Below are 25,635 nucleotides of genomic sequence, written 5' to 3' on the forward strand. Positions count from 1 at the left end.
CTGATCAGGAACCCCGCCTCGGCGGGGTTTTTTATTGCCGCCGCGTCTTTCGCTAACATCCTCCGCATGACCAACGTCGATCCTCAAGAGCTCGCCAAATTCAGCGAGCTGGCCCACCGCTGGTGGGACACCGAAAGCGAGTTCCGCCCACTGCACCAGATCAATCCGTTGCGGCTCGACTGGATCGACCGCCACGCCCCATTGAAGGGCAGGCGCGTGCTCGACATCGGCTGCGGCGGCGGCATCCTGGCTGATTCGATGGCGCGCCGCGGTGCCAACGTGCTCGGGATCGACCTCGCCGCCAAGCCGCTGAAGGTCGCGCAGTTGCACGCGCTCGAGGCCGGCACCGACCACATCGAGTACCGTGAGATTGCCGCCGAGGCGCTGGCGGCCGACGTGCCGGCGAGTTTCGATACCGTCACGTGCATGGAGATGCTCGAGCACGTGCCCGATCCGTCGTCGATCGTTCAAGCCTGCAGCACGCTGGTCAAACCGGGCGGCTGGGTGTTCTTCTCGACCATCAACCGCAACGCCAAGGCCTTCCTGTTCGCGATCGTCGGCGCCGAGCATGTGCTGCAGTTGCTGCCCAAGGGCACGCACGAATACGCGCGCTTCATCCGCCCGAGCGAGCTGGCGCAGTGGTGCCGCAATGCCGGGCTGGAGATGGCCGACACGCGCGGCATGGAATACAACCCGCTGACCAAGCGCTATGGGTTGTCCGGCGACACCAGCGTCAACTACCTGATCGCATGCCGGAAGCCCGCATGAGCGGCCCGAACTGCCGCGCGGTGCTGTTCGATCTGGACGGCACATTGATCGACAGTGCGCCCGACCTGGCCGGTGCCGGCAACGACATGCGCGTCGCGCGCGGCCTCGCGCCGCGTCCGCTTGCGCACTTCCGCCCGATGGTCGGCTCGGGCGCGCGCGGCATGCTGAGCCGCGCCTTCGACATCGGCCCGGACCACGAAACCTTCGGTGCGCTGCGCGACGAGTTCCTGCAGCGCTACGAAGCCCGCATGACGCAGGAGACGCGCCTGTTCCCGGAGATGCAGCCGGTGCTGGACGCGCTGGCCAGGCACGCGCTGCCGTGGGCGATCGTGACCAACAAGGCGACGCGCTTCAGCGACCCGCTGGTGCGCGCGCTCGGCCTGCTGCCGCCCGCCGCCACGCTGGTGTGCGGCGACACCACGCCGCACGCCAAGCCCCACCCCGCACCGCTGCTCGAAGCTGCCCGTCGGCTCGACCTGTCCGCGGCCGAGTGCGTCTACGTTGGCGACGACCTGCGCGACGTGCAGGCCGGGCGCGCCGCCGGCATGCGGACGATCGCGGTCCACTGGGGCTACCTGGGCGAGGGCGAGGCCATCGAGGCCTGGGGTGCCGATCATTTGGCCCGCAGCGCCGACGAGCTCTTGTGTTTGCTCGGGATGACCTAAACTACCCGGTCTGGGGCTGACCTGGCTTCGACGAAGGTACGGAGTCGGAACAGTGCACGCCGAGCACCAGTTCGCTCGTAAATCCACTGGAAACAAAGTAACTGCGAACGACTCTTCGTACGCCCTCGCCGCTTAAAACCGGTGAGCTTCGCAACAGTTGGCCGATGGGCTGGGTCTGAGGGGTAACCTGAAGGCTGCGAAGTCATACACATTGGCTCGTCCTGAGTTGGGTCACTCTTCACAGGATCAAATCTAGTGAATCGAAAAGTGGGTAGCGTGCTGCTGCGCGACCCGCCGATCTAAAACCAAATCAGCCAGCTAAGCGTGTAGATCTGCCCGGCGATGGTTTTCGGACGGGGGTTCGATTCCCCCCAGCTCCACCAGATTGACTTCCGCGGAAGTGCGTAAGAGTACGAAAAGCCCTGAGTAATCAACGACTTAGGGCTTTTTTCTTGTCCGCACAGTTCCGCGCCCGTCCGTCGGCACCCAGCAATCGGCGCAGGAACTTCGGCAGGAACCGCATAATCGGGGCACCGCATCCCCGAAAGTTCCTGCATGGCTCGCGACCTGATACCCGGCGACGTGACTATCCGCAGCATCAAGCCGGGCGATCCGCGAGGACGCTTGAGCGACGGCGACGGACTCTATCTGCGGCTGTTCGTGAAGGGCGGTTCGCACGGGTGGCGCCTGGACTACACGGTTGGTGGCGTCCGAAAGAACCTTAGCCTGGGAACGTACCCAGACACCGGGCTGTCCGTAGCGCGTAGGAAGGCCGAGGACGCGCGCAAACTGGTGAGCCAAGGCATTGACCCCAGCGACGCGCGCAAGGCCGCCAAGGCCGCGGCATCCGCAGGGCGACACGCGCAACGACTCGCGGATGCGGGCCTGCCACCCGTCGACTCGTTTGAGGCGGTCGCACGTGAGTGGCTGAGCACCGTGCACGCCGCCAAAGTCAGCGCAGGCCACGCAGATCGGACTCGGATTCGTCTCGAGCAGGACGTCTTCCCCTGGCTCGGTCGCGACAAGATCGCCACCATCAAGGCGCCCGCGATGTTGGCGTGTCTGCGGCGCGTCGAGGCTCGCGGCGCCGGCGAGACCGCGCACCGGATCAAGCAGGCATGTGGTCAGGTCTTCCGCTACGGTATCGCCACCGGCGCGTGCGAGAGCGACCCCACCATCGCACTGAGCGATGCACTGGCCCCCGTGGTCGTCACACATCACCCAGCCATCACCGACCCCCAGCGCGTCGGCGAACTGTTGCGCGCCATTGACGGATACCGCGGAATGCCGATCACGCGTACCGCTTTGCAAGTGGCGCCGCTGGTGTTTCAACGTCCCGGCGAACTGCGCAAGGCCGAGTGGTCAGAGTTCGATCTCGACGCCGGACTTTGGACGATCCCCAGCGAGCGGATGAAGCGAACCGTGCAGGGAAAGGTCAGCGGATCGGCGCATGTGGTCCCGCTCGCCTCTCAGGCCGTCGCGGCGCTGCGCGATCTGCACCCGTTGACTGGGCACGGCCGTTATGTGTTCCCAAGCCCTCGCAGCGACGATCGCCCGATGAGCGATAACGCGGTGCTGTCGGCGCTGCGTCGCATGGGGTTTCCCAAGGATGAGATGACGGGCCACGGATTTCGCGCGATGGCCCGGACGATGCTGGCCGAGCGCTTGGGCGTCGATCAGTCGGTGATCGAAGCGCAACTCGCACACTCGGTCCGAGACGGGCTAGGGCGCGCGTACAACCGCACCGAGTTCGTCGAACAGCGCCGCGCGATGATGCAGACGTGGGCCGACTATCTGGACAAGCTACGTGCGGCGGGCGAAGTCGCAGCGTGACAGACGAGCCATGCGTGCTGGATTTATATGTACGAAATCGAGCAGCGTGACAGAGATTCGCTGAATACCGAGACTGCGTGCACCCTAACTCCTAGAGGTGCGCAGAAGTGCATACAGTCTCCACTCAACGTTCCGACCGGCTGGTCCGACTGCCCGAAGTCGAGCACAAGACCGGTCTAAAGAAGTCCAGCATCTACGCCGGCATGAAAGCCGGCACATTCCCCAAAGGTTTGGCGCTCACGCGGGGCTGCCGTGCATGGCCCGAGAGTCATGTCGACGGTTGGATCAACCAGCGCATCGCGGAATCTCAGGTGGCTGCATGAGCGCCATGCACCGCCCCGAACTCCCGACCGGCCACATCGGCATTCACGAGTTGATCGGCGTTAAGCCGGTGACCCGCGAGCAGGCCGCCCAGAACGCGATGCGCCGGCGACATCCCATGCGGCCGCGACCCGGACGCGTCGGACTGATCGATATGGGCGCACCGGCCCTGTGGGCCCTTGTCGACTCAGGTGACTTCCCTGCGCCCGTCGTCGGTCCGTTCGGTAACGCCTGGCCGCTCGAGGCCGTCCTGCGCTGGCGCGACGCCCAACCCAAATAAAGAAACGCCTCAAACCGTGTTCAGCGGCTGAGGCGTCAAAAAAGGAATTTGCACATGGATTATCAAGCCCAAGGGGCCGGCGCGCAAGCCGGCGCCTATTCGCGATTCGCCTGCGCCGGCTGCGGCGCACTGACCGCCCGCACCGGATGCTCGACGCTGCGTAGCAAGCGCAAGCCGCGCGGCTGGTACGCGTTCGTTTGCCACGCATGCAGCGCGCGTGCTCACCTGTCGCCCAAGTTCCGGCGACAGATCGAGATGGCGGCCGGCGCTGGCATCCCGCTGAGCGAACTGCAACGGGTGTACGCCCAACTCGGGTGCGACGTGCCGACGCTGCCGCATGAGTTCGACGCTGCGCTTAGGTTGCCGCCCGGGTCGGCCGCCACGATGTTCGGGGGTGCATGACCGTGCGCGCCCCCGCAAGCAACGCAGAGTTTCTCGCTGCGATCTTCGGATCGCTCGCACCCGACGAACGACCGACCGTCTGCGCGTTTGCCGGCCCTCCGGCCACGGGCATCTGGGGCGGCTGGCCCTGGTCCCCCGGCGCGGCGTGCGATGGTCCGGCGCTGAATTGGTACTTCACGCTCGCTGTTCACCGGCCAGACGCGGGCGGTGCGTGGCGTCGCACGATCGACCAATGTTCGGCGATCTATGGCGTACTCGCTGACGACATCGGCACGAAGGCCGCGCCGCGCGCCCGTCTGGACCCGCTGCCCCCGTCGGTGCTGATCGAAACGAGCGCGGGCAACTATCAGGCGCTGTACCTGTTCGCCGAGCCGGTCACTGATCTCGGTCGCGTGGCGGCGCTGCAGGATGCGCTGATCGCCGCCGGACTATGCGACCGCAACGCGAAGGGACCGGCTGCGCGTTATTGCCGACTCCCCTTCGGCGTGAACGGAAAGCACACCCCCGCGCATCCGTGTCGTTTAGTCGAGTGGCGACCTGAGGCGCGCTACACCATGGAAGAGATCACAAGCGGCCTCGCCCTGCCAGCGCTGACGATGCGACCACCTCGCGAGGCTGTGCCCGCTCATCCGGTCGACCTAGACGTGATGGATGCAGCGCAACGTACGCAGCTGCTCGGCGATTTGCGGTCAGCCCTTGAACTGATCCCGATGGACGCATACGAAGAGTTCATAAGCACTGGGCAAAACCTGCGCGGGCTCGGCGATGCGGGTTTCGCACTCTGGTTTCAGGCGATCTCTAAAAGTGGCAAGTTCGATGACGCGAGCGTGTTTCGATGGGAGACGTTCGACGGCAAGCGGTCGGACTATCGGGCTATCTTCACGAAGGCGAAGGGCTACGGATGGGTGAACCCGCGCAGTCGCGGTGCGCACGATCTGGCCGCGATCTTCTCGGGTTCCAAAGAACTGCCGGCGGGTGCTAGCGCGACGCCTCCGCATCTGCGGCCGCGCCGCTACGAGCTAAACCCTGACGACCCCTACAACGGCGCGCGGGCGCTGATCCAACGACGTTTCACGCATGCGGATGGCGCGACGCTGAAGGCGTGGCAAAACACGTTCTATCGCTGGGACGCCGCGCGCTGGATCGAGATGGATACGGCCACCGACGTTCGGGCCGAGCTCTACGATTTTCTTGACCGTGAGGGCGAGACGCACTACAGGCCGACGCAATCGAAGGTGTCGAATCTGCTGGACGCGTTGAAGGCCGCCGCGCATCTCGACTCGCACCACGCGCCGCCAGACTGGATCGGTGGCGAGCCTCTCGCGCCTGCGAGTGAACTGCTACCGTGTGCGAATGGCCTGCTGCACCTGAAGACGCGCACCATGCTGCCGGCCACGCCGCGATTCTTCGCGTTTAACGCGGTCCCGTTCGCATATGAGCCGCAGGCCGCTGCGCCGGTCGCCTGGCTGCAGTTCCTGCAAACCGTGTGGCCGAACGATCCCGAGGCGATCGGGGCGCTGCAAGAGGTGTTCGGGTACCTGCTGACCCCCGACACATCGCAACAGAAAATTTTCCTGATCATCGGCCCCAAGCGGTCCGGAAAAGGAACCATCGCGCGCGTGCTGACTGAGATGTTGGGCGCGGCCAATGTGGCCGGGCCGTCGCTGGCAAGTCTGGCGAACGACTTCGGCCTGCAGCCTCTCATCGGAAAGCAGGTCGCGATCGTGTCCGACGCACGCCTAGGCGGCCAGACCGATGCCAAGCGCGTAGCAGAGACTATGCTGCGGGTCAGCGGCGAAGATCGCGTTGACGTCGCCCGAAAGAACACGAGTTCACTGTCGATGCGCATGGGCGTGCGGTTCGTGTTGCTCACTAATGAATTGCCACGCATCGCCGACGCATCGGGGGCTATGGCGTCGCGGTTCGTGATCCTGACAATGGCCGAATCGTTTCTCGGTCGCGAAGACCCGGGCCTGACCGCGAAACTGCTGCAGGAACTGCCCGGCATCCTGGCCTGGGCTGTCGACGGCTGGCATCGATTCAACGCTCGCGGCCACTTCATCGAGCCGAAGTCGTCGGCCGGGACCGCACAGGAACTGGCAGACCTGGGCTCGCCTATCGCTGCGTTCGTACGCGACGAGTGCGTTACCGGCGCAACCGCTGAGATCGAGACCGGCGCGCTCTATCTGGCGTGGACGACTTGGTGCGCGCGGCAGGGCATGCAGCACCCGGGAACTCTGCAGACACTGGGGCGCGATCTCCGCGCTGCGTTCCCCGGCATCACGCAGAGCAGACCGAGGGTCGATGGCGCACGCCAGCGCGTCTATCAAGGGATCGGGCTGCGCGGTCCCAACTGGTCCGCATCCCACCCCATTGCGAACAGCCCGGCAGTCACGGGGGGTGTGAAGCTCTAGTAATCCCCCACGGACTTCATTCCACCAAGTTTTTCAAGATGGAAATGTCCGAGGACCACTGAGGCCCGCCAGTATGGCCGAACTGTGCGGCTAATTTCGTTCTAACGAAATTCACTTAGCTATGAACGATCAGGCATCGTAGCACCGGCTTGCGCCATCGGTAAATCCGACGTGGCGAGCGCTGCCGGGATGCGTGAAATTAGCGCTGCCGGCACTGTCGCCGCTGACCTGAGGAACCGCACCATGATCGAGATGACGCCCTGGACCGCCGCCACCATCAAGCCTGCCCGTATCGGTTGGTTTAACGCGAGCATGGACCGTGACCCAGACATCCGCCGGTACTGGGATGGCGAGCGCTGGAGCATGCCTGTGTACGCGGACTTCGGTGAGCCGTACATCTCCCGCGCCATGTCCACACCGGCCGACCCTGACGACGTCATCCCTTGGCGCGGCCTGACCGAGCGCAGCGCCACGTGGCTGGCAGCCGAGCTCGACCGCTGACCGCTCCGCCGCTGCACGCGCTACGAGCCACGCGCGTGCACTCCAGCCTCAAGGCCTCGACCGCGCGCTGATCGTCGCGCCACGGGGCTGCAATCCAGCCGCAGCGCCATCGTCGCGCGGCTTCCCAGCGAGAACCGGGGGGCCCCTCGATGGTCCACAGCCACGCGGGGACGAAGAGGCACCCCCGTCAAACGACTTCAGGATTTGGTTTCTAAGAACTCCACGATTGGGCCCGACCGGGAAGACCGAAATCGCGCCGCGTGACAAGTAATGCGTGACTGCCGAGACTTTGCTGGCGGGTGAGAAACCCGAGAAGCAAAGCAACAGGAGTTCACGCCCTATGTCACCCATCGATCTTGGAACCGAGGCCGCACCAGGCCGAAAGCTGTACTGGCGCCCTGCGTCGGTCGCGTCGCACATCGGCCTGAGCCCGCGCGCGTTCGTCGCGGACTGCGAGGCCGGCCGAATCCCTGTCCGCGTCGAGTTCTTCACCGAGCGTCGTCACCCGATGGTGCACTCGGGCGACGTACTCACGTACCTCGCATCGATCGGCAAGGGGCTCGCGCCATGAGCGGCTCAGTACGCACCCCAGACGCCAGGTTCGCACCGCCCGCGCGCCCTGTCGGCGGCATCGACTGGGCGAAACATGCGCGTCTGCGTGCCGACGCCGATCTCAAGCGCGCGGGCATGAATGGCGCGTTGCAGCTGCTGCGGGAACTACGCGAAGACCGCGACGCCGAGGCACAAGCCGTGCACCTCGGAATGAACGCTGTTGGCCGGCAGTTGTGGACCTCCAACGATATGGCCGACCTACTCACGTGGTCCGCGCACGACCAAGCTGATGGTCGCGTGGATGTCGCGGCAGTTCGTCGCTGCCTGGCACTCAAGGACCGATGCAAGTGCGTGCAGGAACAAGTGGACATGCTCAACGCCGAGCTCGCGCCTCTTACCGCACTGATCGCTGCTTGCGACAAATACGTCCAACTGCAGCAAGGACTGTGACCATGACCGCCACCATCACCGAAATGCGCGCGTGCATCGCGGCGCTGAACGCCGAAGCTGCGCAGATCGAAGCCTCACCGCAGCTACGCGTGGAACGCCAGCGTGGCATTGCCGCGTTCTTTGAGTACGCTGCGTCACAGGGCGACGCACGTTTGCGCTACGCAGTTGTGGCCGACGAACTGAACACCGTGCTGGGTGGGACGCTAACCGTCTCCATGCTCGCCGCCCTGGTCGGCCCCGCGGCGTTGACGAAGGCCGCGTGCAAGCACCTGAGCGAAGTGCCCGACGGTCTGAGCGCGAAGGACAAGGCCGAGCGGCTCGAGGCGATCTACGCACAGCGGCACGCGTTGGAAGTGGCCGAAGAGGCGGAAATCGTGCGTCTCGAGGAGCTGGGCACACCGGTGCAACGCCGCGGCGACGCGAACCCTGCAATCGTGCTCGCGATCACCGATCCCGACGCGATCGACGCTGACGACATGTCGCGCTCGCTGTTGCCGTCAAACGGACTTGTGCAAACCGCCCAGCGGCCCGGTGAACCGCGGCTGCCGCGCGTCGCGCACTCGACGTATATGCAGCGGAAGGACAGCGACGAATGACCTTCACCTATCAAAGCTCGGCAAAGCGCTACCTGCTGTCAGGCCCGGAAGGGGACAGCCTCGACGAGGCACTGGCCTTCACCATCGATGTCGGCATGCAAGCCGAGCGCATCGCTGAAGGCGCGTACCGCCTCTCTGGTGACGACAGGAAGTTTTCGAGCGTCTGCGAATGGATCGAGTATTTCAAACAGACTGATGTCGCCTGTGCGGTGGAAGCGCGCCCCGCGAACCTCACCGTGGGATTCAAGGTCGCAGCGCCTCGGCCGTCTTTGCGATCCGCGTTCGTTCACGGGGGCAAGTACAGCAGCGTGGTCCGTCGCGCCGTTGACATGGGCCTTAGCGTCACGAGCGCAGGAATTCAACGATTTGAGATCCGTGGTTCCTCCATGACGCAGGCCCACTGGCTTGCAGCGGCGATGGGGAAGACGCTTGACGAGGCGTTAAAGGAAATGTCGCTGACGCGCGAATCCGCAGCCGCTGAAGACACAGCAGCGGCTGAACTCCCGCCGATCAGCATCCACTTGCCCCCGCGAGAAACGACGAGCGACATCGTCCGAGATCGTCAGGGCCTGATCACGAAGGTAACTCAGCTGGAGAGATCGGTATGACGCCGGCGCGCGAATCTGACATGCAGCGCTTCCAGGCGTGGGCCGCTGCGAACGGACACGCCTTCCAGCCGACCCAGGGCGGCGTGCCGCTGCCCGCCGGCAGTGCGCTCGCCGCGCTGTTCGCTACCTGGCGCACTCAGCACTCGTCGACACGTACCGAGCGCTTTCGCGTCGTCTGAGATGCGCGCCGACTACGACGCCGACCGACAGTTGCGCCGGACGCGTCGCGCGCCGTTCGCTGAACTGACGCGCGCTATGCGCGCATGGGCAGAAGCGTCGCGCGACGAACCCGCGGACGAGTACGAGCCTCAGCGCGATGCGATCACCCCCGAAATCGCTACATCAAAGGTAGATGGCAGTCCCCAAGCACTGCATTCGAAACCGCTGATCCGGGAGTAACTACTTTCGCTATTTAGTCGAGAGCTACGTCTGGCAGACTCTCGAGATGATTTCCGCCATCCTTCTATGCACAGTCGTCGGGATTTCCGACGGCGACACGATCAAGGTGCGATGCGCAGGCGACGAAGGCCAGAAGAATATTACTGTTCGACTCGCAGAGATAGACGCGCCAGAGAAGTCGCAGGCCTTCGGCCAGCGCAGCAAACGGCACCTGTCAGAACTTTGCTTTCAAGCAAGAGCCGAAGTTCGACCTACGACCCGGGACCGCTACGGACGCACCGTTGCTCGTGTGTTTTGCGCTGGCACCGACGCGAGTGCCGCGATGGTTCGATCCGGAATGGCGTGGGCTTACACACGCTACCTGACTGACCCACAAATTCGAGCGATGGAACTACTGGCTAACCGCGAACGTGTTGGCCTTTGGAGCGACGAGACCGCAACTCCGCCTTGGGAATGGCGAGCAGATCGCCACAATCGCAACGCGCGGTAGTACACACACGGGACGCCGCTTCTGCCTGCGACTAGATTCCCTTTTTTTGTCGCTCTGTGGTTCGGTACTTTTGCGCCCCGCATATTGCTTCAGCCATCGCCGTAGCGATGCTTCCGCTGCCATTCACAAAATCGTTCTCAAACTTGTACTCGCCATCAATACCCAGCGAGACGACCTTTCCCAGGCCGCGCTCGCAATCTTGGATGGGGACGTACCACTTGAACAGATCTATCCGCTTGGTTGTCTCGTTGGAAATCCGGCCTATGACAACCGCGATAGGCGTTCCGCCTCTCGTCTTGGTCGATTCAAGGGATCCAGATTTGACGTGCCACTTGCTCTCGTCAGAGGCAGCAATATTGATCCAATCTTCTTGCGCCAACGCAAGCGGTGACAAGAGCGACAGCGACATCCAAGTTGCAAGCAGCTTCAAGTTCCACCCCCTTTTGTTGTTCGCAAACTTCATCATATCCAATGCTGAAGCGCATCACTAGCCCCTGATTTCGATTTGGCGCAGCGTGGCTTCTCCGGTCGGCCACCGACCGGTTTCGCTGACGGAAGGCCGCAACAACGGTCGCTATTACTAGATAGCTGGGAGCCCCCAACCCCCTCAAGTGTGGGATACGGAAGGCCTGCACCCGTGAGACATTTGCCCTGGCACATTGCGCCCCATTTCGCCGGGTGGTGGCGACGTGGTGACTGAAGCGGAAAGCCGCGGACGGGTGGCGAACATGCTTCGCTCTACCAGTTCAATCATCAGAGTGTCGATTGTTTGAATCGACCTCTAAACCATGCACGGGAAAATAAGCATGCGATCGATCGGCAAGATTCTGTTGGTGGTTGGCGGGCTCATGGCCGCGTATGCCCTGCTAATTTTTGACCCATCGGTCTCTTCTGGTTCTGGAAGAGTGCTCAACATCGGATTGCTGCAGGATCGCCAAAACTTGCTTTTGGCGGGCGGTATGGCGTGCATAGTAGGAGTACTTCTAGTGCTTTTCGCCCCGTCAGCCACGAGCAAGGCGGTGATCGATTCGGGTCCGATGCACGCCCCTGAGCCGCGACCAATGGCAACTGACGCGGAACTCGAATTCAAGCATGCGCTGGAGTTTGACGACGTAGCGACGATGGAGCGACTTCTTCAGAGACAGTTTTCGCCGCACGGTAGGCTAGCTACCGGTAGAGGATTCCTCCAGTACGCAGTTCTTCGCCGTTCAAAGAAGGCCATCTCTCTGCTCCTGTCTAAAGGCGCGTCCGCCGAGCAGGTGGACGACATCAATTCGAACGCTGTGGGGTTGGCGGCCTTGAGTGAGGACGACGAGATAAAGGCGCTCATTGCTGCTGCCGTACCGACTAAGGAAGTCAAACCTGAAAACGTTGACTCGCCGCTCAATGCGAAGTCGCGACCAGAATCCTCGCGAATGCCTCTCTACGCGCAGCTCGAACGGCTGGCCGCCCTGCGTGACTCAGGGGCGCTAACAGCAGACGAGTTCATTGCCGCGAAGGCTCGCGTACTGGCAGCAAAGTCCTGAAGGTTCTCAATGAGCGATCAACTTGATTCATCGGCCGTGTCGCGGAAACCAGTTGGCTCGCGCGTAGTGACGAGTACTCTTGTACTTCTTGTGTCGCTGCTCCTGTGCACGAATGCGCTGACGCTCTTAAATGCAGATGCGCACGCTTTCGGCTACCGACTCGTTTCGTCGCTTCTTTCGAGTGCAGATCCTTCGTTACGCGAACGTCTGTTTGGCGAAAGCGTCACCGCGAGGGCGATGAGACAACGTGAAGCCGCTGTGAATGCTGCAATTGAATCGATGAGAAGTCCACTAGTGGAGGCCACTCGAGCATCACTGATGGCCGATTACATCAGAGGCGTCGCCGTCGATGCCGGGATAACGGTAATGCGAGAGCGGTTCGCGACGTACGAGCGGGCGTGGGAGAAGCTGTCCCTGCACGCACAGAACCTCGAAATGCGAAACTACATCCGCGCGGTGACGTTCAAACCGATTTACGTGGAGCTGAGGCAGCGCATGGGACGTCTCGTCGCTCGAAACATCGGTTCAGTGGTTGTAGATTTCGTCCCTGGATTCGGCCAAGCGGCGGTGCTGGTGTTGACTGTCAAAGATGTATGGGACGCATGTCAATCGATGAGAGACGTTGATCACATGCTAAAGGCAGAGGGTGAAGCCGTAGAGGCTCTGCCCGCATTCTGTCCCGCCGGATAGCGAAGGTACTGTGCATTCGCAGGTAAGCGAGTCCGGCATCCAGCGTCTACGGGGCCCCAATCATCTCAATGTCGGTTGTCGAGGATCCACTGGTTGTCGAGGATCCGCTGGTCGGCAGTCGACAGAAACAGCTGCGGCTGGGCGCGAGGCCTTCACCACCCGCAAAACAGATTCTCCGCGGCCCTCGCATTGCGCCTTGGTGGAATACGTTCCGGCTGTTGTCACGAGTTCGTCCCACTTTCCCTCAATGCGCGGCTGGCCAGCAAGAGCGGCGACCGTGAGGAAAAGAGTCCATTCCATCCGTTCAGCATAGCCTGCGCGGGGAAAGAAATCGCGCTGGTCGACCTGCGCCTGACCGTGGACGCCCTACCGCTTGTGCCGAGCAACGCCGCGCAGTCGCGCGCGCTGATGGAGGCGCGCCGGCAAACGCTCGCGGCGCTGGGTCACTGGGCGAACCTGTGGCCCGCGCGGTGGTTATCAACGTCGGTGGCAACCGGTATCTGGTCGACGTCGCTGGCTCGACTGGGCAGCTGTCGACGCCCTGGAGGCTTCTTACCGCGCCGGTGGCGGCGCATTGCGATGATCGCGCACCGCCACACCCAGAAGACGGGCGGCCGCATCCTCGGGCGACAGAAGCCGAGCGCTCGGGTAGGCAGCCTGGGCCAACCACTCGGCCTCCGCTCGGTCGGTCGTCTCATCGAGCGCCAGCAACGCGTTGGCGAAGCGCTTACACCAGTCCGTACGCGATGTGTCCATGATGTGCGTCGTCGGCAATCGGCGGGCCCGACATGAGCACCGCGGCACCCCTGTTTACGGTCGACGCCGAGGCCCTGGTCGCACTCAAGGCCGCACTGGTCGATCTGCACATGGCTGTGCATGCCGTTCCCCTGGTCCCGAGCAACAGCGCAGGCGCGCGCGCTACTCGAGGCGCGTCGGCTGGCGCTCGCGGCGCTGGGTCACTCGGCGGGCTTGCGGCCGTTGTCGGTGCCTATCGACCAGCGCTCTCCCAATCCTTTGGCGTGCCAATACCTCTCTGCCGCAGCTTCGGGCGGAACGTGCGAGGCTTCGGGATAGGTGTCCTTTGCGGCCTGCGCGGCAGCAACACCATCGCAGTCCGGATGCATCTTGTGCAGATGAGTCGCGAACCGGAGGAGCCAGCAAACCTTGGCGGTTTTTTCCATGGCGAGTTTCTTGCCGACGGACTATCCTATCTCCGATAGACAAACTATCGCAACCAGATTTTTCAGGTTCCCGATGGACCAGGGTCAGTTGTATCAGTTGCTCGACACGGCGCGCCAGCGCTGGGACCGACTCGCTGCCGGAGCTCGCGAGTTTCACAAACGTGCACTGGCGGGACAGGATGTCGACCTCGCCGAAATGGACCGGTGGCACGCCGATACGCAAACGGCGCTCAAGCAATACGTGTGTGTTCTGGAAAAGCTTCACACACAACGGGCCCTGATGCATGCGCGCAGCATGAAATTGGTCGACGGCCGCCCCTCTGCGAGCGAGTGACTGATCAGACCGCCGACCTACAAATGGCTCACCCCATGAGCCACCCGTCGCGCATCGTCGGCGACATGAAACCGACCGAGTTCCACCTGTGGATGATCCGCGACGAGCGCACCGGCAAGCTGCGCAAGACCCGCTACCTGATGACCGCGGCGACGGCGCTGCAGCGTCACCCGGAGGCCTCCACGGTGCCCGGCACGTGTGAGGTGCGCGACCTGCCGGAGAACGACGACGAGATGCGCGCCAACACGACGAGCAGCTGGCAGCGGAACGGGTGAATTCTGTCCGACATTTCCCGCGTCTATGGGATATCGCGTCTGGTAGCCAGCAGTTACATTCGGATAGTCTTACCTTCCTCAAGGCATCTGATGGTCACGGCTGTTCCGGCAACGAAGATCGAAATAACGAACGAAGATCAAGCCTTCGAATTACTACAAAGCGCGCTCCATGATGAACTGACGGACAGCAATCTGGACATTAGCTTCACAACCTGGCCGATCATCAGCATCAAGCTTGAGGGAAAGGGCTACGAGAGTACGATTACGCCGGACATTGCCGAGTCCCTGGTGCATCTACAACAGGCGATGAATCGCGCGTATGCCCGTGCAGTCCACGACACGACAAATGCCCGTTCTCTCACTGCTGAGGAACGTCGAAGCATTCAGTTCAAGGCCAAGGTTGAAAAAGGCAGCTCTCTCATCAAGGTTGACCTCGGCGAGTACGCCGAGAAGCTCGCAACGGCATTGGTGGGCAAAATGACTTCTCAAGAGATACTGATCGCAGTGTTGGGACTCGCGCTCATTGGTGGCACGACGTTGGCGTTCAAGGCCTTCTTGAAGCACCGCTCCGAGGACAAGAAAGTCGACGCGGCTACGCAGCAGGCCGTTGCTATGTCGCAGCAGGAAACGCAGCGAATGCAAAACCTGGCCGACGCAATGAATGAGCGACCCCAGTTGAAGTACGCTAGTCAGGATTTTGATGACGTTCGCCACGATGTTTTGAGATCTACCGGGGACGCCGCAACTGTCGAAGTTCAAGACGTCAAGCTCACCCGGGAAGAGGCTCGAATCATCGCGCTCGCTCCGCGATCCGAGTCGGAAGCTGTGCAATTGAACGGACACTACAGGATTCAAAAGATTGACTGGCAGCAGCCTGAACAAGTCCGGCTATCGCTGTTCAGCACAGACACCTCGATCGAGTTCAATGCGACCTTCAAAGGCACGGCGCTCGACCAGAAGCAAAAGGAAAAGCTGAAGACTGCCGAATGGGATCGGAAACCGCTGTACATGCAGATCAACGGAACCAGACTTCGCGGGGAGATAACCACGGCCTCAATCGTCAGCGTCGAGTGGCCCAAGCTCGCTGAGGACGGTGAGGGTGCGACCCCCTCAGCTTCAGCCTAAAGTCGGCAGGCGACGACGCAGGAACTTTTGCAGGAACTCAACCAGTGGGCAGTCACGGCTCATAGGTGAGTTCGTGTGACCCCAGCCCACCAGTTTTCTGTTCACCGATATTCCGGCACGAACGCCTCCAAGTCATCCACGACTCGGAGGCGTTTTCTCTCGATGACCACGAAATCTCAGTCGCTCGTCGATCGGATCGTGACCCACGCGGGTTTGTCGCGGTACACCTTTGCCGCGGTCATCGTCTTTCTGCTTGCGTTGCTGTTGTCGGTGGCGATGCTGTCGCCCGGCGGGCAGGCGGCGGTCCGTCCGCGCGGGCTCTGGAAGCTGGGCCTGGAACCGACCCTGATCATCTACATCCTGGGCATCTATCCGTGGCTCCATGGGCGCTTTGCGCTGGCAATCGACGCGCTTCGGCCACTATTCAGCGAACCCGGCATCGTCGACAAGGTCCACGCCCGCAGCCGGCGCGGCGAAGTGATCGCCATGTCGATCGGTGCGGCCTTCTCGTTCTGGGTCACCAGTTCCTGGCGGATCGACGAAACGTGGCTGCGGCTGTACCTCGTCACGGCCAACGTCGTTCTGTTCAGCCTGATGGCGCTGGCAATCTTCGACGGGGTGGAGCGAACGCGGCGACTCGCGCGCGTGGTGGGTGCCGGCCTGGAGCTCGATTTGTTCGATCGTCAGCTGCTGGCGCCGATGGCCCGCTGGGGCCAGACCGTCGCGCTGACCTTCGTCGGCGGCATCTGCCTGAGTCTGCTCTTCCAGTCGTACGAGACCTTGCACAGCGTGCGCTCGCTCGTCATCTACTCGATCCTGATCGTGGTCGCGCTGACCCTGTTCTTCACGTCGGTGTGGAGCATCCACCGCGCCCTGGTCGCCGCGCAGCAGCGTGAGTTGACGGTCGTGCGTCAGCATTGGACGCTGGCCCGCAGCGCGTACAAGCGGGAACTGGCCGAAGGCGCACACCACGACGCCGTCCGCCTGTACCAGCCGATGGTCGTCCTCGGTGCCTACGAGGCCCAGATCCTCGCGGCCTCCACGTGGCCATTCAATCCGAAGATCGTCAAGGAGGTCATGGCCTCGCTTGTCGTCCCGTTCCTGATCTACGGGCTGAAGATTGCGATCGGACGGCTGGCCGGAAGCGCCTGACCAACCCCCACCGGCGCTACTGGGTGTTGCGACGGCCCTGTTCGCCGAAGAACCTGCGCAGGCTCTCGGTGGAGCGGATCTTCTCCTGCGCGTACCAGGTCTTGACGAATTTCTCGGCCGCCTCTTCCGGCTCGGCGTCGCCGCAGTACGGGAAGCCGCTGACCGCCCACTTCACCGCGATCGGTCCCGGCAGCGAGGGCACCAGCTCCAGCGTGCGCGCGCAGTAGCGCGCGATCCACGGGAAGCAGGAGCGGGCTTTTTGCATCCCGCCATTTTTCGATCCGGCCGCGCCCGGACCTGTAGGACAACGCCGCAGCGCGCTGTCGGCTGGCTCGCGCTCTAGACGGCGACCGGCGCCTTGATCGCGGGGTGGTGCTCGTAGCCGACCACCTCGAAGTCGTCGTAGTCGTAGTCGAAGATCGATGCGGGCCGGCGCTTGATGTGGAGCGTCGGGTACGCGTGCGGCGCGCGTGTCAGTTGCAGCGCGACCTGCTCTGCATGGTTGCTGTAGATGTGGCAGTCGCCGCCGGTCCAGATGAAGTCGCCGACCTCCAGGTCGCACTGCTGCGCCAGCATGTGCGTGAGCAGGGCATAGCTGGCGATGTTGAACGGCACGCCGAGGAAGATGTCGGCGCTGCGCTGGTACAGCTGGCAACTCAGGCGACCTTCGGCGACGTAGAACTGGAAGAACGCATGGCACGGCATCAGCGCCATCTTCGACAGCTCGGCCACGTTCCAGGCGCTCACGATGATGCGGCGCGAATCCGGGTTGGTCTTGAGTTGCTTGACGACCTCGGCGATCTGGTCGATGTGACCGCCGTCCGGCGTCGGCCACGAACGCCATTGCACGCCGTAAACCGGCCCGAGATCGCCGTTTGGCGCGGCCCACTCGTCCCAGATCGTCACGCCGCGCTCCTGCAGCCAGGTGGCATTGCCATCGCCACGCAGGAACCACAGCAGCTCGAGGATGATCGACTTGAGATGGACCTTCTTGGTCGTGACGAGCGGGAAGCCCTCGCGCAGGTCGAAGCGCATCTGGTGCCCGAACACGCTTGTGGTGCCGGTTCCGGTGCGGTCGGCCTTGAAGACGCCATGCGTGCGCACGTGGCGCATGAAATCTTCGTATTGCGAGCGGATCGGGCGGTCGGGAGAGGGCATCGCGGCGGCGTCCTTCGTGGGCGAGCCGCGATTATCCATGCCGGCCCGCGGTGCCGTTGCCGTCGCCGCGCTCAGCTCGATGCCGGTTCGCGCAGGAAGATCTCGACGCGGCGGTTCTTCGCGCGGCCCGCGTCGCTGGCGTTGCTGGCGATCGGCTCGCGGTCGCCGCGGCCGGCGGTCTCGACCCGTGCGCCCGCGACCCCGCGCGTCACCAGGTAGTCGCGCACGCTCTGTGCGCGCTCGACCGACAACGGGTTGTTGATCGCCGCCGAGCCCGTGTTGTCGGTGTGGCCGACGATCAGCAGGCGCGCCGTCGGGTCGTCGCGCAGGCTGTTTGCGAACGGGTCGAGCACGGCGCGCAGCGGCGGCTTGATCGCGGCGCTGCCGGTGTCGAACGAGATGTCGTTCGGGATGTTGAGCTTGAGCTCGTTGTTCTCGGTGCGCGTGACCTCGACGTTGGTGCCGCGCGTGGCCTGTTCCATGGCGTTGCGGCGGTCCTCCATGCGCTTGGACCACAGGTTGCCGGCGACCGCGCCGAGTGCGCCGCCGATCACCGCGCCGGTGCCGGCCTTGCCGCCCGTGGCCGAACCGAGGACCGCCCCGACGCCGGCGCCGACGCCCGCGCCGACCGCCGTGCCCTTCTGGCGCTCGCTCATGTCGGCGCAGCCGGCAGTGAGCAGGGCGGCGAGGGCGAGTGCGCCGAGGCGCACCGGCATCGCGACGGGGCGAATGATGATGTTGTCGTTCATGTGAAGGCTCCTTGTCCGAGCGCGTGCCGATCGGCCGCGCATCGCGCGATTCTGGCGAGGCTTGGATGCCCGCGCTGGCGCGGGGCTGCAACCGGACGTGTCGACTTGCAACCCGCGCGGCGTCGCGCCGCCTGCCGGCTCACCGGTCGAACTGCAGCGCCGCCAACCGTGCGTACAACCCGCCGGACGCGACCAGCTCCGCATGCGTGCCGGTCTCGACGATCTCGCCCGCTTCCATCACGACGATGCGGTCGGCGCGCTGCACCGTCGCCAGCCGGTGCGCGATCACCAGGGTCGTGCGGTCCTTCATCGCCGATTCGAGCGCGGCCTGCACCATGCGCTCGCTCTCGGCGTCGAGCGCGCTGGTGGCCTCGTCGAGCAGCAGCAAGGGCGGGTTCTTCAGCATCGCGCGCGCGATCGAGATGCGCTGGCGCTGGCCGCCCGACAGGCGCACGCCGCGCTCGCCGAGGAAGGTCTGGTAGCCGTCCGGCAGCGCGGTGATGAAGTCGTGCGCGAACGCGGCGCGCGCCGCGGCGATCACCTCCGCGTCGCTCGCTGTCGGCCGGCCGTAGCGGATGTTCTCCATCGCGTCGGTCGAGAAGATCACGCTGTCCTGCGGCACGATGCCGATGCGCTCGCGCAGCGCGTGCAGGTCGACCTCGCGCACCGGGACGCCATCGACGGTCACCGAGCCGGCACCGACGTCGTAGAAGCGCAGCAGCAACTGGAACACCGTGCTCTTGCCGGCGCCGCTCGGGCCGACCAGCGCCACCGTCTCGCCCGGTGCGACGTCCAGGTTGAAGTGCGACAGGGTCGCGTGCTGCGGTCGCGACGGGTAGCGGAACGTCACATCGCGAAGCGCCACCGCCGAGCCACCCGTGGTCGCGGCGAGCGCCACTGGCTTGGCCGGCGAGGCGATCGGCGAGTTGACGTGCAGCAGTTCCATCAGGCGCTCGGTCGCCCCGGCGGCGCGAAGCAGGTCGCCGTAGACCTCGGACAGCACCGCCACGCTGCTGACCAGGATGATCACGTAGATCACCGTCTGCCCCAGGTGCCCGGCGCTGATCTGGCCGCGCTCGACTGCCTGCGTGCCCTGGTACAGGCCCCACAGCAGCGCACCGAACGTGGCGGTGATGATGAACGCGACCAGGATGGCCCGCATGCGGGTGCGGCGCACCGCGGTCGCGAACGCGTTCTCCGTCGAGACGTCGAAGCGCTGCGCCTCGCGCGCCTCCTGGGTGTAGCTCTGAACCACGGGGATCGCGTTCAGCACCTCGGCCGCGATCGCGCTCGAATCGGCCACCCGGTCCTGGCTGGCGCGGCTGAGGTTGCGCACGCGGCGGCCGAAATACAGGCTCGGCAGCACCACGATCACGAGGATGCCGAGCACCTGCGTCATCACGACCGGGTTGGTCGCGATCAGCATCGCCATCGCGCCGATCCCCATCACCGCGTTGCGCAGGCCCATCGACAGGCTGGAGCCGACGACGGTCTGCACCAGCGTCGTGTCGGTCGTCAGGCGCGACAGCACTTCACCGGTCTGGTTGGTCTCGAAGAACTCGGGGCTTTGCGTGACCACGTGCGCGTACACCGCGTTGCGCAGGTCGGCGGTGATGCGCTCGCCCAGCCAGGTGACCATGTAGAAGCGCAGGCCGGAGAACAGCCCGAGCGCGGCGCCGACCGCGAACAGCGCGACGAAGTGCTGGCGCAGCGCCATCACCCGCTCGCCGGGCTCGGCCGCGACGAAGCCCTGGTCGATCAGCGATTTCATCGCCACCGGGAAGACCAGCGTGCTCAGGGCCGCCATCACGAGGAACAGGACCGCCAGCGCGATCTTGACGCGGTACGGTCGGAGGAACGGACGCAGCCCGCCGAGCGAGCGGACGTTGCGTCCGGGCGCGGGCGCAGTGCTGCGGGCAGGCGCCGACGCGGGCGCCGGCAACGAGGGCATGGAACGGGACATGGCGGAAGTGTAGGGCGGCCGGTGCCGGAACGTGCGATGGCAGATACAGCCTTGACAATAATTGACTAGGCAGTTATATTTCCCTCAACCCTGTTGAACCGAGACCGCCGTGACCCGCACCGCTCCTCCTGCCGACTTCTATCGCGCCGCCGGCTATTGCGCCGAGGAAAGCGTCGGCTACCTGATGAAGCGCATCATGCTGTCGATCGTCTCGCAGGCCGACAAGCGGCTCGACGCCCACGGCCTGACCAGTGCGCAGTGGGGCCCGCTGATGCGCCTGCAGGCCACCGGCGGGGCCACCGTCGCCGAGCTCGCGCGCTGGCTCAACCAGGATCCCGGCGCGATGACCCGCCTGCTCGACCGGCTGGAAAAGAAGGGCCTGTGCAAGCGCGTGCGCTCGACCGAGGACCGCCGCGTCGTGCAGGTCGAGCTGACGCCCGACGGCGAGGCCGCCATCGCCGAGGTCCCCGCAGTGCTGGCCGAGGTGCTCAATGCGCACCTCGCTGGTTTCTCGAAGACCGAATGGCACGCCTTGCGTAACTACCTCGAACGCATGGTCGAGGCCGGCGACGCGATGCGCGAGGCCGGCTGAGCGGCCACGACGCACCCGCCCCGAATTGAACCGATTTGATTGCCTGAGCAAATGAAGCCACAACAACTATTGAACGAAGCGACTCTCCAGCACGTGCTGGAATCGGTCCAGGACCACGTCCGCTGCGCCAGGACCAGCCTGCCCGCGATCACCGCGATCGCGGTCGCGATCGCCTCCAGCGTCGTGCTGACGCTCGGCGGGTGCGCGAGCAGCGCCGGCATCGCGCCGGTCGCGCAGACGATCGCGCCGGCCAGTGTCGGTCTCGATGCGAACGCCGTGGCCAGCGCGTTGCCGCTGGCGGCCGACTGGTGGCACGCGTTCGGCGATTCGACGCTCGACGGCCTGGTCGAACGTGCGCTGGCCGGCAACCCCAGTCTCAAGGTCGCCCAGGCGCGCCTCGAGCGCGCGCAGGCCGTGATCGCCGGGGCGCAATCCGCCGATGGGCTCAAGGTCAACGGCGAGTTCGACGCCACCCGCCAGCGCTTCAGCAAGAACGGCATCTACCCGCCGCCGCTGGGCGGCGGCATCTTCACGATCGGCACCGCCCAGATCGGCGCGTCCTACGATTTCGACTTCTTCGGCCGCAACCGGGCCGCGATCGAAGCCGCCGTCGGCGCGCAGCGCGCGGCGCAGGCCGACGTGCAGGCCGCGCGCATCGTGCTGGCCAGCAACGTCGCCCGCACCTACGTGCAGCTCGGCCGGCTGTTCGAGCAGCGCGACGTCGCCGCGCGCGCGTTGAAGCAGCGCGACGAGACGCTCTCGCTGATCCGCCAGCGCGTCTCGGGCGGGCTCGACACCAACGTCGAGCTGCGCCAGGGCGAGGGCCTGCTGCCCGAATCCCGCCAGCAGATCGAGCAGCTCGACGAGCAGGTCGCTCTCGCGCGCCACACGCTGGCTGCGCTGACCGCGCAGGCGCCGAATGCGCTCGACGCCCTGGTGGTGCCGCTCCGGACCGTGCAGGCGGTGGCCGTGCCCGACACGCTGCCGGCCGACCTGCTCGGCCGCCGCGCCGACATCGCCGCCGCGCGCTGGCGCATCGAGGCCGCCACCAGCGACGTGAAGAACGCGAAGGCGAGCTTCTACCCGAACATCAACCTGACGGCCTTCGTCGGTCTGAACGCGATCGGCCTCGACCGCCTCGTGCGCTCCGGCAGCGAGCAATACGGTATCGGCCCGGCGCTGACGCTGCCGATCTTCGACGCCGGCCGGCTGCGCGCCAACCTGCGCGGCAAGACGGCTGACCTGGACGCAGCGATCGAGAGCTACAACGGCGCCGTGCTCGACGCCGTGCACGACGCCGCCGACCAGATCAGTTCGGTACGCTCGATCGCGCGCCAGCAGGCCGAGCAGGCCAAGGCGCAGGCCGCCGCCGAGTCGGCCTACGACCTGGCCACGCAGCGCTACAAGGCCGGTCTGGGCAGCTACCTGACCGTCCTGAACGCCGAATCGACGGTGCTGAACCAGCGCCGCCTCGCGACCGACCTGAAGGCGCGCGCCCTCGACGTGCAGATCGCGCTGATCCGCGCCCTTGGCGGCGGCTACGCCGAGCCGGTCACGCAGACCACGGCGGCCGGTCAGTAAGCGCCACGCCCGATCCGAAGAACACGCCCACGAATCTCCCGGAGTACGAACCATGAGCGCCCCCGATAACAATGTCCCCGCCGCCGTCCCGCAGCCCGGCAACCCGGCGCGCAAGCGCGCACTCACGGCCGTCGCGGCCGCCGTCGTCGTCGCGGGCATCGCCTATGGCGCCTACTGGGCGCTGGTGCTGAACCACTACGAGTCGACCGACAACGCCTACGTGCAGGGCAACGTCGTGCAGCTGACGCCGCAGATCGGCGGCACCGTCGTCGCGATCAACGCCGACGACACCGACCACGTCAAGGCCGGCCAGCTGCTCGTCAAACTCGACCCGGCGGACGCACAGGTCGCGCTCGACCAGGCCGAGGCTCAGCTGGCGCAGACCGTGCGCGAGGTGCGCACGCTCTACGCGAACAACAGCACCCTGAAGGCGCAGATCGCGCTGCGCCAGGCCGACCTGGCGCGCGCGCAGAGCGAGGTCGCGCGCGCGCAGGACGACGTGTCCCGCCGCGCCCCGCTGGTGGCCACCGGCGCTGTGGGCAAGGAGGAGTTCAACCACTCCACCTCGCAGCTCGCCGCCGCCAAGAGCGGCGTGGTCGCCGCGCAATCGGCGGTGCTCGCCGCGAAGGAGCAGCTCAGCTCGAACCAGACGCTGACCGATGGCATTGCCGTCGAGCAGCACCCCAACGTGCTGCGCGCGGCGGCGCGGGTGCGCGAGGCCTATCTGGCGCTCAAGCGCGCCGACCTGCTCGCGCCGGTCGACGGCTATATCGCCAAGCGCAGCGTGCAGCTCGGCCAGCGCGTGCAGGCCGGTGCGCCGCTGATGTCGGTGATCGCGCTGAACCAGGTCTGGGTCGAGGCCAATTTCAAGGAAAGCCAGCTCAAGAACCTGCGCATCGACCAGCCGGTGACGCTCGAGGCCGACGTGTACGGCAAGAAGGTCGAGTTCAACGGCCGCATCGAAGGCCTGGGCGCGGGCACGGGCGCGGCATTCGCGCTGCTGCCGGCGCAGAACGCGACCGGCAACTGGATCAAGGTGGTGCAGCGCGTGCCGGTGCGCATCAGGCTCGATCCCAAGGACCTGGTCGAGCACCCGCTGCGCGTCGGCCTGTCGATGGACGCGAAGGTCGACATCAGCAAGACCGAGGGCCGCATGCTGGCCGACGCGTCGCGGCCGTCGACGGTCGCGCAGACCAGCGTCTTCGACCAGAACAACAGTGCTGCAGATGCCGAAGTGCGCCGCATCATCGCGGCCAATGGCGGCAAGGTGAGCGCGCCGGCCGTCGCCCGCGGCGCCAGGGCCAAGTCGGCTCCGCTGACGGCCTCCGCGGCCGGTCCGGTGTCGGCCGCCGCGGCGGTCGCGACGATCGCCGCCGTGCCGCCGGCCGTTCACCTGAAGTGATGCGCCGGAGCGCCTGACCATGTCGTCGACTTCCGCCGCCCTGCCGGCCCCGACCGGCGCGCCGCCGGCGCCGCCGGCCGCGCCGCGCCCGCATACTGCGTTCCCGCCGCTGACCGGCAGCCAGCTCGTGCTGGGCACGGTCGCGCTGTCGCTTGCGACCTTCATGAACGTGCTCGACACGTCGATCGCGAACGTCTCGATCCCGGCGATCTCGGGCGACCTGGGCGTGAGCCCGTCGCAGGGCACCTGGGTGATCACCTCGTTCGCGGTCGCGAACGCGATCTCGGTGCCGCTGACCGGCTGGCTCACGCAGCGCTTCGGCCAGGTGAGGTTGTTCACCGCGAGCGTGATCCTGTTCGTGATCGCGTCGTGGTTGTGCGGTCTCGCGCCGAACATGCCGATGCTGATCGCGTTCCGCGTGATGCAGGGCTTCGTCGCCGGGCCGATGATCCCGCTGTCGCAGACGCTGCTGCTCGCGAGCTACCCGGCCGCGAAGGCCGGCACCGCGATGGCGATGTGGGCGATGACCGTGCTCGTCGCGCCGGTGGCCGGCCCGCTGCTCGGCGGCTGGATCACCGACAACATCTCGTGGCCGTGGATTTTCTACATCAACATCCCGGTCGGCATCATCGCGGCCGGGCTGACCTGGTCGATCTACCACAAGCGCGACCCGGGGCCGCGCAAGGTGCCGCTCGACTACGTCGGCCTGGGGCTGCTCGTGCTGTTCGTCGGCGCGATGCAGATCATGATCGACAAGGGCAAGGAGCTCGACTGGTTCAACTCCGGCCAGATCATCATCCTCGCGGTGACGGCGACGGTCGCGTTCCTGTTCTTCCTGGCCTGGGAGCTGACCGACAAGCACCCGGTCGTCGACCTGCGCCTGTTCGCGCGCCGCAACTTCACGATGGGCACGGCCTCGCTGTCGATCGCCTACGGGCTGTTCTTCGGCAACGTGGTGCTGCTGCCGTTGTGGCTGCAGCAGTACATGGGCTACACCGCGACCTGGGCCGGCCTCGCGACGGCGCCGGTGGGCATCCTGGCGATCATCCTGTCGCCGTGGGTCGGCAAGAACGTCAGCAAGATCGATCCGCGCAAGCTCGCGACGGTGGCCTTCGTCGGCTTCGGCGCGGTGCTGTGGATGCGCTCGAACTTCAACACGCAGGCCGACTTCTACACGATCCTGATCCCGACGATCCTGCAGGGCGCGGCGATGGCGTTCTTCTTCATCCCGCTGCAGGCGATCGTGTTCTCGGGGCTGACGCCGGACCGCATGCCCTCGGCAGCGGGCCTGTCCAACTTCGTGCGGATCACCGCCGGCGCGGTCGGTACCTCGCTGTTCACGACGCTGTGGGAAAACCGCGCGATCCTGCACCACGCCCAGCTCGCGGAGCAGATCAACGCGACCAATGTCAGTGCGACGCAGTTCGCCGCGCAGCTCGCGGCCACCGGCTTGAGCACGGAGCAGGCCGCCGCGAACATGAACCGCTTGATCGACCAGCAGGCCTACACGATGGCGGTGACCGACGTGTTCTACATGTCCTCGCTGCTGTTCTTCGCGCTGATCGCGGTGATCTGGTTCGCGAAGCCGAAGCCGGGCGGCGGCGCGGGCGGCGGCGGCGCCCACTGAC

General features: G+C 65.2%; 32 protein-coding genes and 1 other RNA gene. 26 read left to right on the forward strand and 7 right to left on the reverse strand.

The features are described from left to right. Positions 1–66 precede the first annotated feature (66 nt). The 16 genes from ubiG to ACWH49_RS19775 all read left to right on the forward strand — a co-directional run bounded on the left by ubiG (position 67) and on the right by ACWH49_RS19775 (position 10,279). Positions 67–768, forward strand: a complete 702-nt coding sequence (gene ubiG, locus ACWH49_RS19700) for a bifunctional 2-polyprenyl-6-hydroxyphenol methylase/3-demethylubiquinol 3-O-methyltransferase UbiG (protein WP_448173005.1) — start codon at positions 67–69, stop codon at positions 766–768. Next, entirely contained in the window at positions 765–1,433 is a 669-nt protein-coding gene (gene gph / locus ACWH49_RS19705; protein WP_448173006.1) for a phosphoglycolate phosphatase, read from the forward strand. The genes ubiG and gph overlap by 4 nt, the downstream gene beginning before the upstream one ends. Before the next feature lie 12 nt (positions 1,434–1,445). Further along, positions 1,446–1,816, forward strand: a transfer-messenger RNA (tmRNA) gene (gene ssrA / locus ACWH49_RS19710). Positions 1,817–1,988: 172 nt separating this feature from the next. Next, positions 1,989–3,266 carry a tyrosine-type recombinase/integrase gene (locus ACWH49_RS19715; RefSeq protein ID WP_448173007.1) on the forward strand — a complete coding sequence of 426 codons (1,278 nt, stop codon included), beginning with the start codon at positions 1,989–1,991 and terminating at the stop codon, positions 3,264–3,266. A gap of 107 nt (positions 3,267–3,373) precedes the next feature. Further along, positions 3,374–3,589, forward strand: a complete 216-nt coding sequence (locus ACWH49_RS19720; protein WP_448173008.1) for a helix-turn-helix transcriptional regulator — start codon at positions 3,374–3,376, stop codon at positions 3,587–3,589. Then, the gene (locus ACWH49_RS19725; protein ID WP_448173009.1) at positions 3,586–3,867 is read left to right on the forward strand and encodes a hypothetical protein; all 282 of its coding nucleotides are present in this window, start codon (positions 3,586–3,588) and stop codon (positions 3,865–3,867) included. The genes ACWH49_RS19720 and ACWH49_RS19725 overlap by 4 nt, the downstream gene beginning before the upstream one ends. Before the next feature lie 54 nt (positions 3,868–3,921). Further along, on the forward strand, positions 3,922–4,269 hold the full coding sequence (locus ACWH49_RS19730) for a hypothetical protein (protein WP_448173010.1): 348 nt from the start codon (positions 3,922–3,924) through the stop codon (positions 4,267–4,269). After that, entirely contained in the window at positions 4,266–6,683 is a 2,418-nt protein-coding gene (locus ACWH49_RS19735) for a phage/plasmid primase, P4 family (protein WP_448173011.1), read from the forward strand. The genes ACWH49_RS19730 and ACWH49_RS19735 overlap by 4 nt, the downstream gene beginning before the upstream one ends. A 243-nt stretch (positions 6,684–6,926) precedes the next feature. Then, positions 6,927–7,184: a hypothetical protein gene (locus ACWH49_RS19740; RefSeq protein ID WP_448173012.1), complete on the forward strand. Its 258-nt coding sequence runs from the start codon at positions 6,927–6,929 to the stop codon at positions 7,182–7,184. A 340-nt stretch (positions 7,185–7,524) separates the two neighbouring features. Further along, a complete protein-coding gene (locus ACWH49_RS19745) occupies positions 7,525–7,755 on the forward strand; it encodes a hypothetical protein (protein ID WP_448173013.1) in 231 nt (76 codons plus the stop codon). Then, entirely contained in the window at positions 7,752–8,186 is a 435-nt protein-coding gene (locus ACWH49_RS19750) for a hypothetical protein (RefSeq protein WP_448173014.1), read from the forward strand. Before ACWH49_RS19745 ends, ACWH49_RS19750 begins: the two co-directional genes overlap by 4 nt. 2 nt (positions 8,187–8,188) lie before the next feature. Continuing rightward, the gene (locus ACWH49_RS19755) at positions 8,189–8,782 is read left to right on the forward strand and encodes a hypothetical protein (protein WP_448173015.1); all 594 of its coding nucleotides are present in this window, start codon (positions 8,189–8,191) and stop codon (positions 8,780–8,782) included. After that, positions 8,779–9,390 carry a hypothetical protein gene (locus ACWH49_RS19760; RefSeq protein ID WP_448173016.1) on the forward strand — a complete coding sequence of 204 codons (612 nt, stop codon included), beginning with the start codon at positions 8,779–8,781 and terminating at the stop codon, positions 9,388–9,390. Before ACWH49_RS19755 ends, ACWH49_RS19760 begins: the two co-directional genes overlap by 4 nt. Then, on the forward strand, positions 9,387–9,569 hold the full coding sequence (locus tag ACWH49_RS19765; RefSeq protein ID WP_448173017.1) for a hypothetical protein: 183 nt from the start codon (positions 9,387–9,389) through the stop codon (positions 9,567–9,569). The genes ACWH49_RS19760 and ACWH49_RS19765 overlap by 4 nt, the downstream gene beginning before the upstream one ends. Position 9,570: 1 nt before the next feature. Continuing rightward, positions 9,571–9,789 (forward strand): hypothetical protein, encoded by a 219-nt coding sequence (locus tag ACWH49_RS19770; protein WP_448173018.1) that lies wholly within the window; start codon positions 9,571–9,573, stop codon positions 9,787–9,789. A gap of 46 nt (positions 9,790–9,835) precedes the next feature. After that, on the forward strand, positions 9,836–10,279 hold the full coding sequence (locus ACWH49_RS19775) for a thermonuclease family protein (protein WP_448173019.1): 444 nt from the start codon (positions 9,836–9,838) through the stop codon (positions 10,277–10,279). Between the two features lie 31 nt (positions 10,280–10,310). Here ACWH49_RS19775 and ACWH49_RS19780 read toward each other — a convergent pair whose 3' ends face one another. Further along, positions 10,311–10,742: a hypothetical protein gene (locus tag ACWH49_RS19780; RefSeq protein WP_448173020.1), complete on the reverse strand. Its 432-nt coding sequence runs from the start codon at positions 10,740–10,742 to the stop codon at positions 10,311–10,313. A 343-nt stretch (positions 10,743–11,085) separates the two neighbouring features. Here ACWH49_RS19780 and ACWH49_RS19785 point away from each other — a divergent pair, with 343 nt between their 5' ends. Together ACWH49_RS19785 and ACWH49_RS19790 are read left to right on the forward strand one after the other, a co-directional pair. Then, positions 11,086–11,805, forward strand: coding sequence for an SHOCT domain-containing protein (locus ACWH49_RS19785; protein ID WP_448173021.1), 720 nt, complete (start codon positions 11,086–11,088; stop codon positions 11,803–11,805). Positions 11,806–12,123: 318 nt separating this feature from the next. Next, positions 12,124–12,495, forward strand: coding sequence for a hypothetical protein (locus ACWH49_RS19790; RefSeq protein WP_448173022.1), 372 nt, complete (start codon positions 12,124–12,126; stop codon positions 12,493–12,495). A 552-nt stretch (positions 12,496–13,047) separates the two neighbouring features. On the opposite strand, the gene ACWH49_RS19795 is transcribed toward ACWH49_RS19790, so the two are convergent. Next, positions 13,048–13,251, reverse strand: coding sequence for a hypothetical protein (locus tag ACWH49_RS19795; RefSeq protein WP_448173023.1), 204 nt, complete (start codon positions 13,249–13,251; stop codon positions 13,048–13,050). A 200-nt stretch (positions 13,252–13,451) separates the two neighbouring features. After that, positions 13,452–13,676, reverse strand: coding sequence for a hypothetical protein (locus ACWH49_RS19800; RefSeq protein WP_448173024.1), 225 nt, complete (start codon positions 13,674–13,676; stop codon positions 13,452–13,454). Between the two features lie 73 nt (positions 13,677–13,749). Between ACWH49_RS19800 and ACWH49_RS19805 the strand changes: the two genes are divergently transcribed. The 4 genes from ACWH49_RS19805 (at position 13,750) to ACWH49_RS19820 (ending at position 16,562) form a co-directional block, all read left to right on the forward strand. Beyond that, entirely contained in the window at positions 13,750–14,010 is a 261-nt protein-coding gene (locus ACWH49_RS19805) for a hypothetical protein (protein ID WP_448173025.1), read from the forward strand. Between the two features lie 35 nt (positions 14,011–14,045). After that, complete coding sequence (locus ACWH49_RS19810) at positions 14,046–14,285, forward strand: hypothetical protein (RefSeq protein WP_448173026.1); 240 nt, start codon at positions 14,046–14,048, stop codon at positions 14,283–14,285. 90 nt (positions 14,286–14,375) lie between these two features. Then, positions 14,376–15,410 carry a hypothetical protein gene (locus ACWH49_RS19815; RefSeq protein WP_448173027.1) on the forward strand — a complete coding sequence of 345 codons (1,035 nt, stop codon included), beginning with the start codon at positions 14,376–14,378 and terminating at the stop codon, positions 15,408–15,410. A 75-nt stretch (positions 15,411–15,485) separates the two neighbouring features. Continuing rightward, positions 15,486–16,562 (forward strand): hypothetical protein, encoded by a 1,077-nt coding sequence (locus ACWH49_RS19820; protein WP_448173028.1) that lies wholly within the window; start codon positions 15,486–15,488, stop codon positions 16,560–16,562. A 16-nt stretch (positions 16,563–16,578) separates the two neighbouring features. Here the strand turns inward: ACWH49_RS19820 and ACWH49_RS19825 are convergent, their stop codons facing one another. The 4 genes from ACWH49_RS19825 to ACWH49_RS19840 form a co-directional block, all read right to left on the reverse strand. Then, on the reverse strand, positions 16,579–16,827 hold the full coding sequence (locus ACWH49_RS19825) for a hypothetical protein (protein WP_448173029.1): 249 nt from the start codon (positions 16,825–16,827) through the stop codon (positions 16,579–16,581). A 74-nt stretch (positions 16,828–16,901) separates the two neighbouring features. Further along, positions 16,902–17,720 carry a thymidylate synthase gene (locus ACWH49_RS19830; protein ID WP_448173030.1) on the reverse strand — a complete coding sequence of 273 codons (819 nt, stop codon included), beginning with the start codon at positions 17,718–17,720 and terminating at the stop codon, positions 16,902–16,904. Between the two features lie 71 nt (positions 17,721–17,791). Beyond that, positions 17,792–18,469, reverse strand: coding sequence for an OmpA family protein (locus ACWH49_RS19835; RefSeq protein ID WP_448173031.1), 678 nt, complete (start codon positions 18,467–18,469; stop codon positions 17,792–17,794). A gap of 139 nt (positions 18,470–18,608) precedes the next feature. Continuing rightward, positions 18,609–20,432 (reverse strand): ABC transporter transmembrane domain-containing protein, encoded by a 1,824-nt coding sequence (locus ACWH49_RS19840; RefSeq protein ID WP_448173032.1) that lies wholly within the window; start codon positions 20,430–20,432, stop codon positions 18,609–18,611. Positions 20,433–20,541: 109 nt separating this feature from the next. On the opposite strand from ACWH49_RS19840, the gene ACWH49_RS19845 reads away from it, so the two are divergent. From ACWH49_RS19845 to ACWH49_RS19860, 4 genes are all read left to right on the forward strand, one after another. Beyond that, positions 20,542–21,024 carry a MarR family winged helix-turn-helix transcriptional regulator gene (locus ACWH49_RS19845; protein ID WP_056468017.1) on the forward strand — a complete coding sequence of 161 codons (483 nt, stop codon included), beginning with the start codon at positions 20,542–20,544 and terminating at the stop codon, positions 21,022–21,024. A 138-nt stretch (positions 21,025–21,162) separates the two neighbouring features. Continuing rightward, complete coding sequence (locus ACWH49_RS19850) at positions 21,163–22,605, forward strand: efflux transporter outer membrane subunit (RefSeq protein ID WP_448174368.1); 1,443 nt, start codon at positions 21,163–21,165, stop codon at positions 22,603–22,605. Between the two features lie 52 nt (positions 22,606–22,657). Further along, the gene (locus tag ACWH49_RS19855) at positions 22,658–24,007 is read left to right on the forward strand and encodes an HlyD family secretion protein (RefSeq protein ID WP_448173033.1); all 1,350 of its coding nucleotides are present in this window, start codon (positions 22,658–22,660) and stop codon (positions 24,005–24,007) included. A gap of 19 nt (positions 24,008–24,026) precedes the next feature. Next, a complete protein-coding gene (locus ACWH49_RS19860) occupies positions 24,027–25,634 on the forward strand; it encodes a DHA2 family efflux MFS transporter permease subunit (RefSeq protein WP_448173034.1) in 1,608 nt (535 codons plus the stop codon). Position 25,635: the final 1 nt, after the last annotated feature.

The organism is Rhizobacter fulvus (assembly GCF_964020785.1).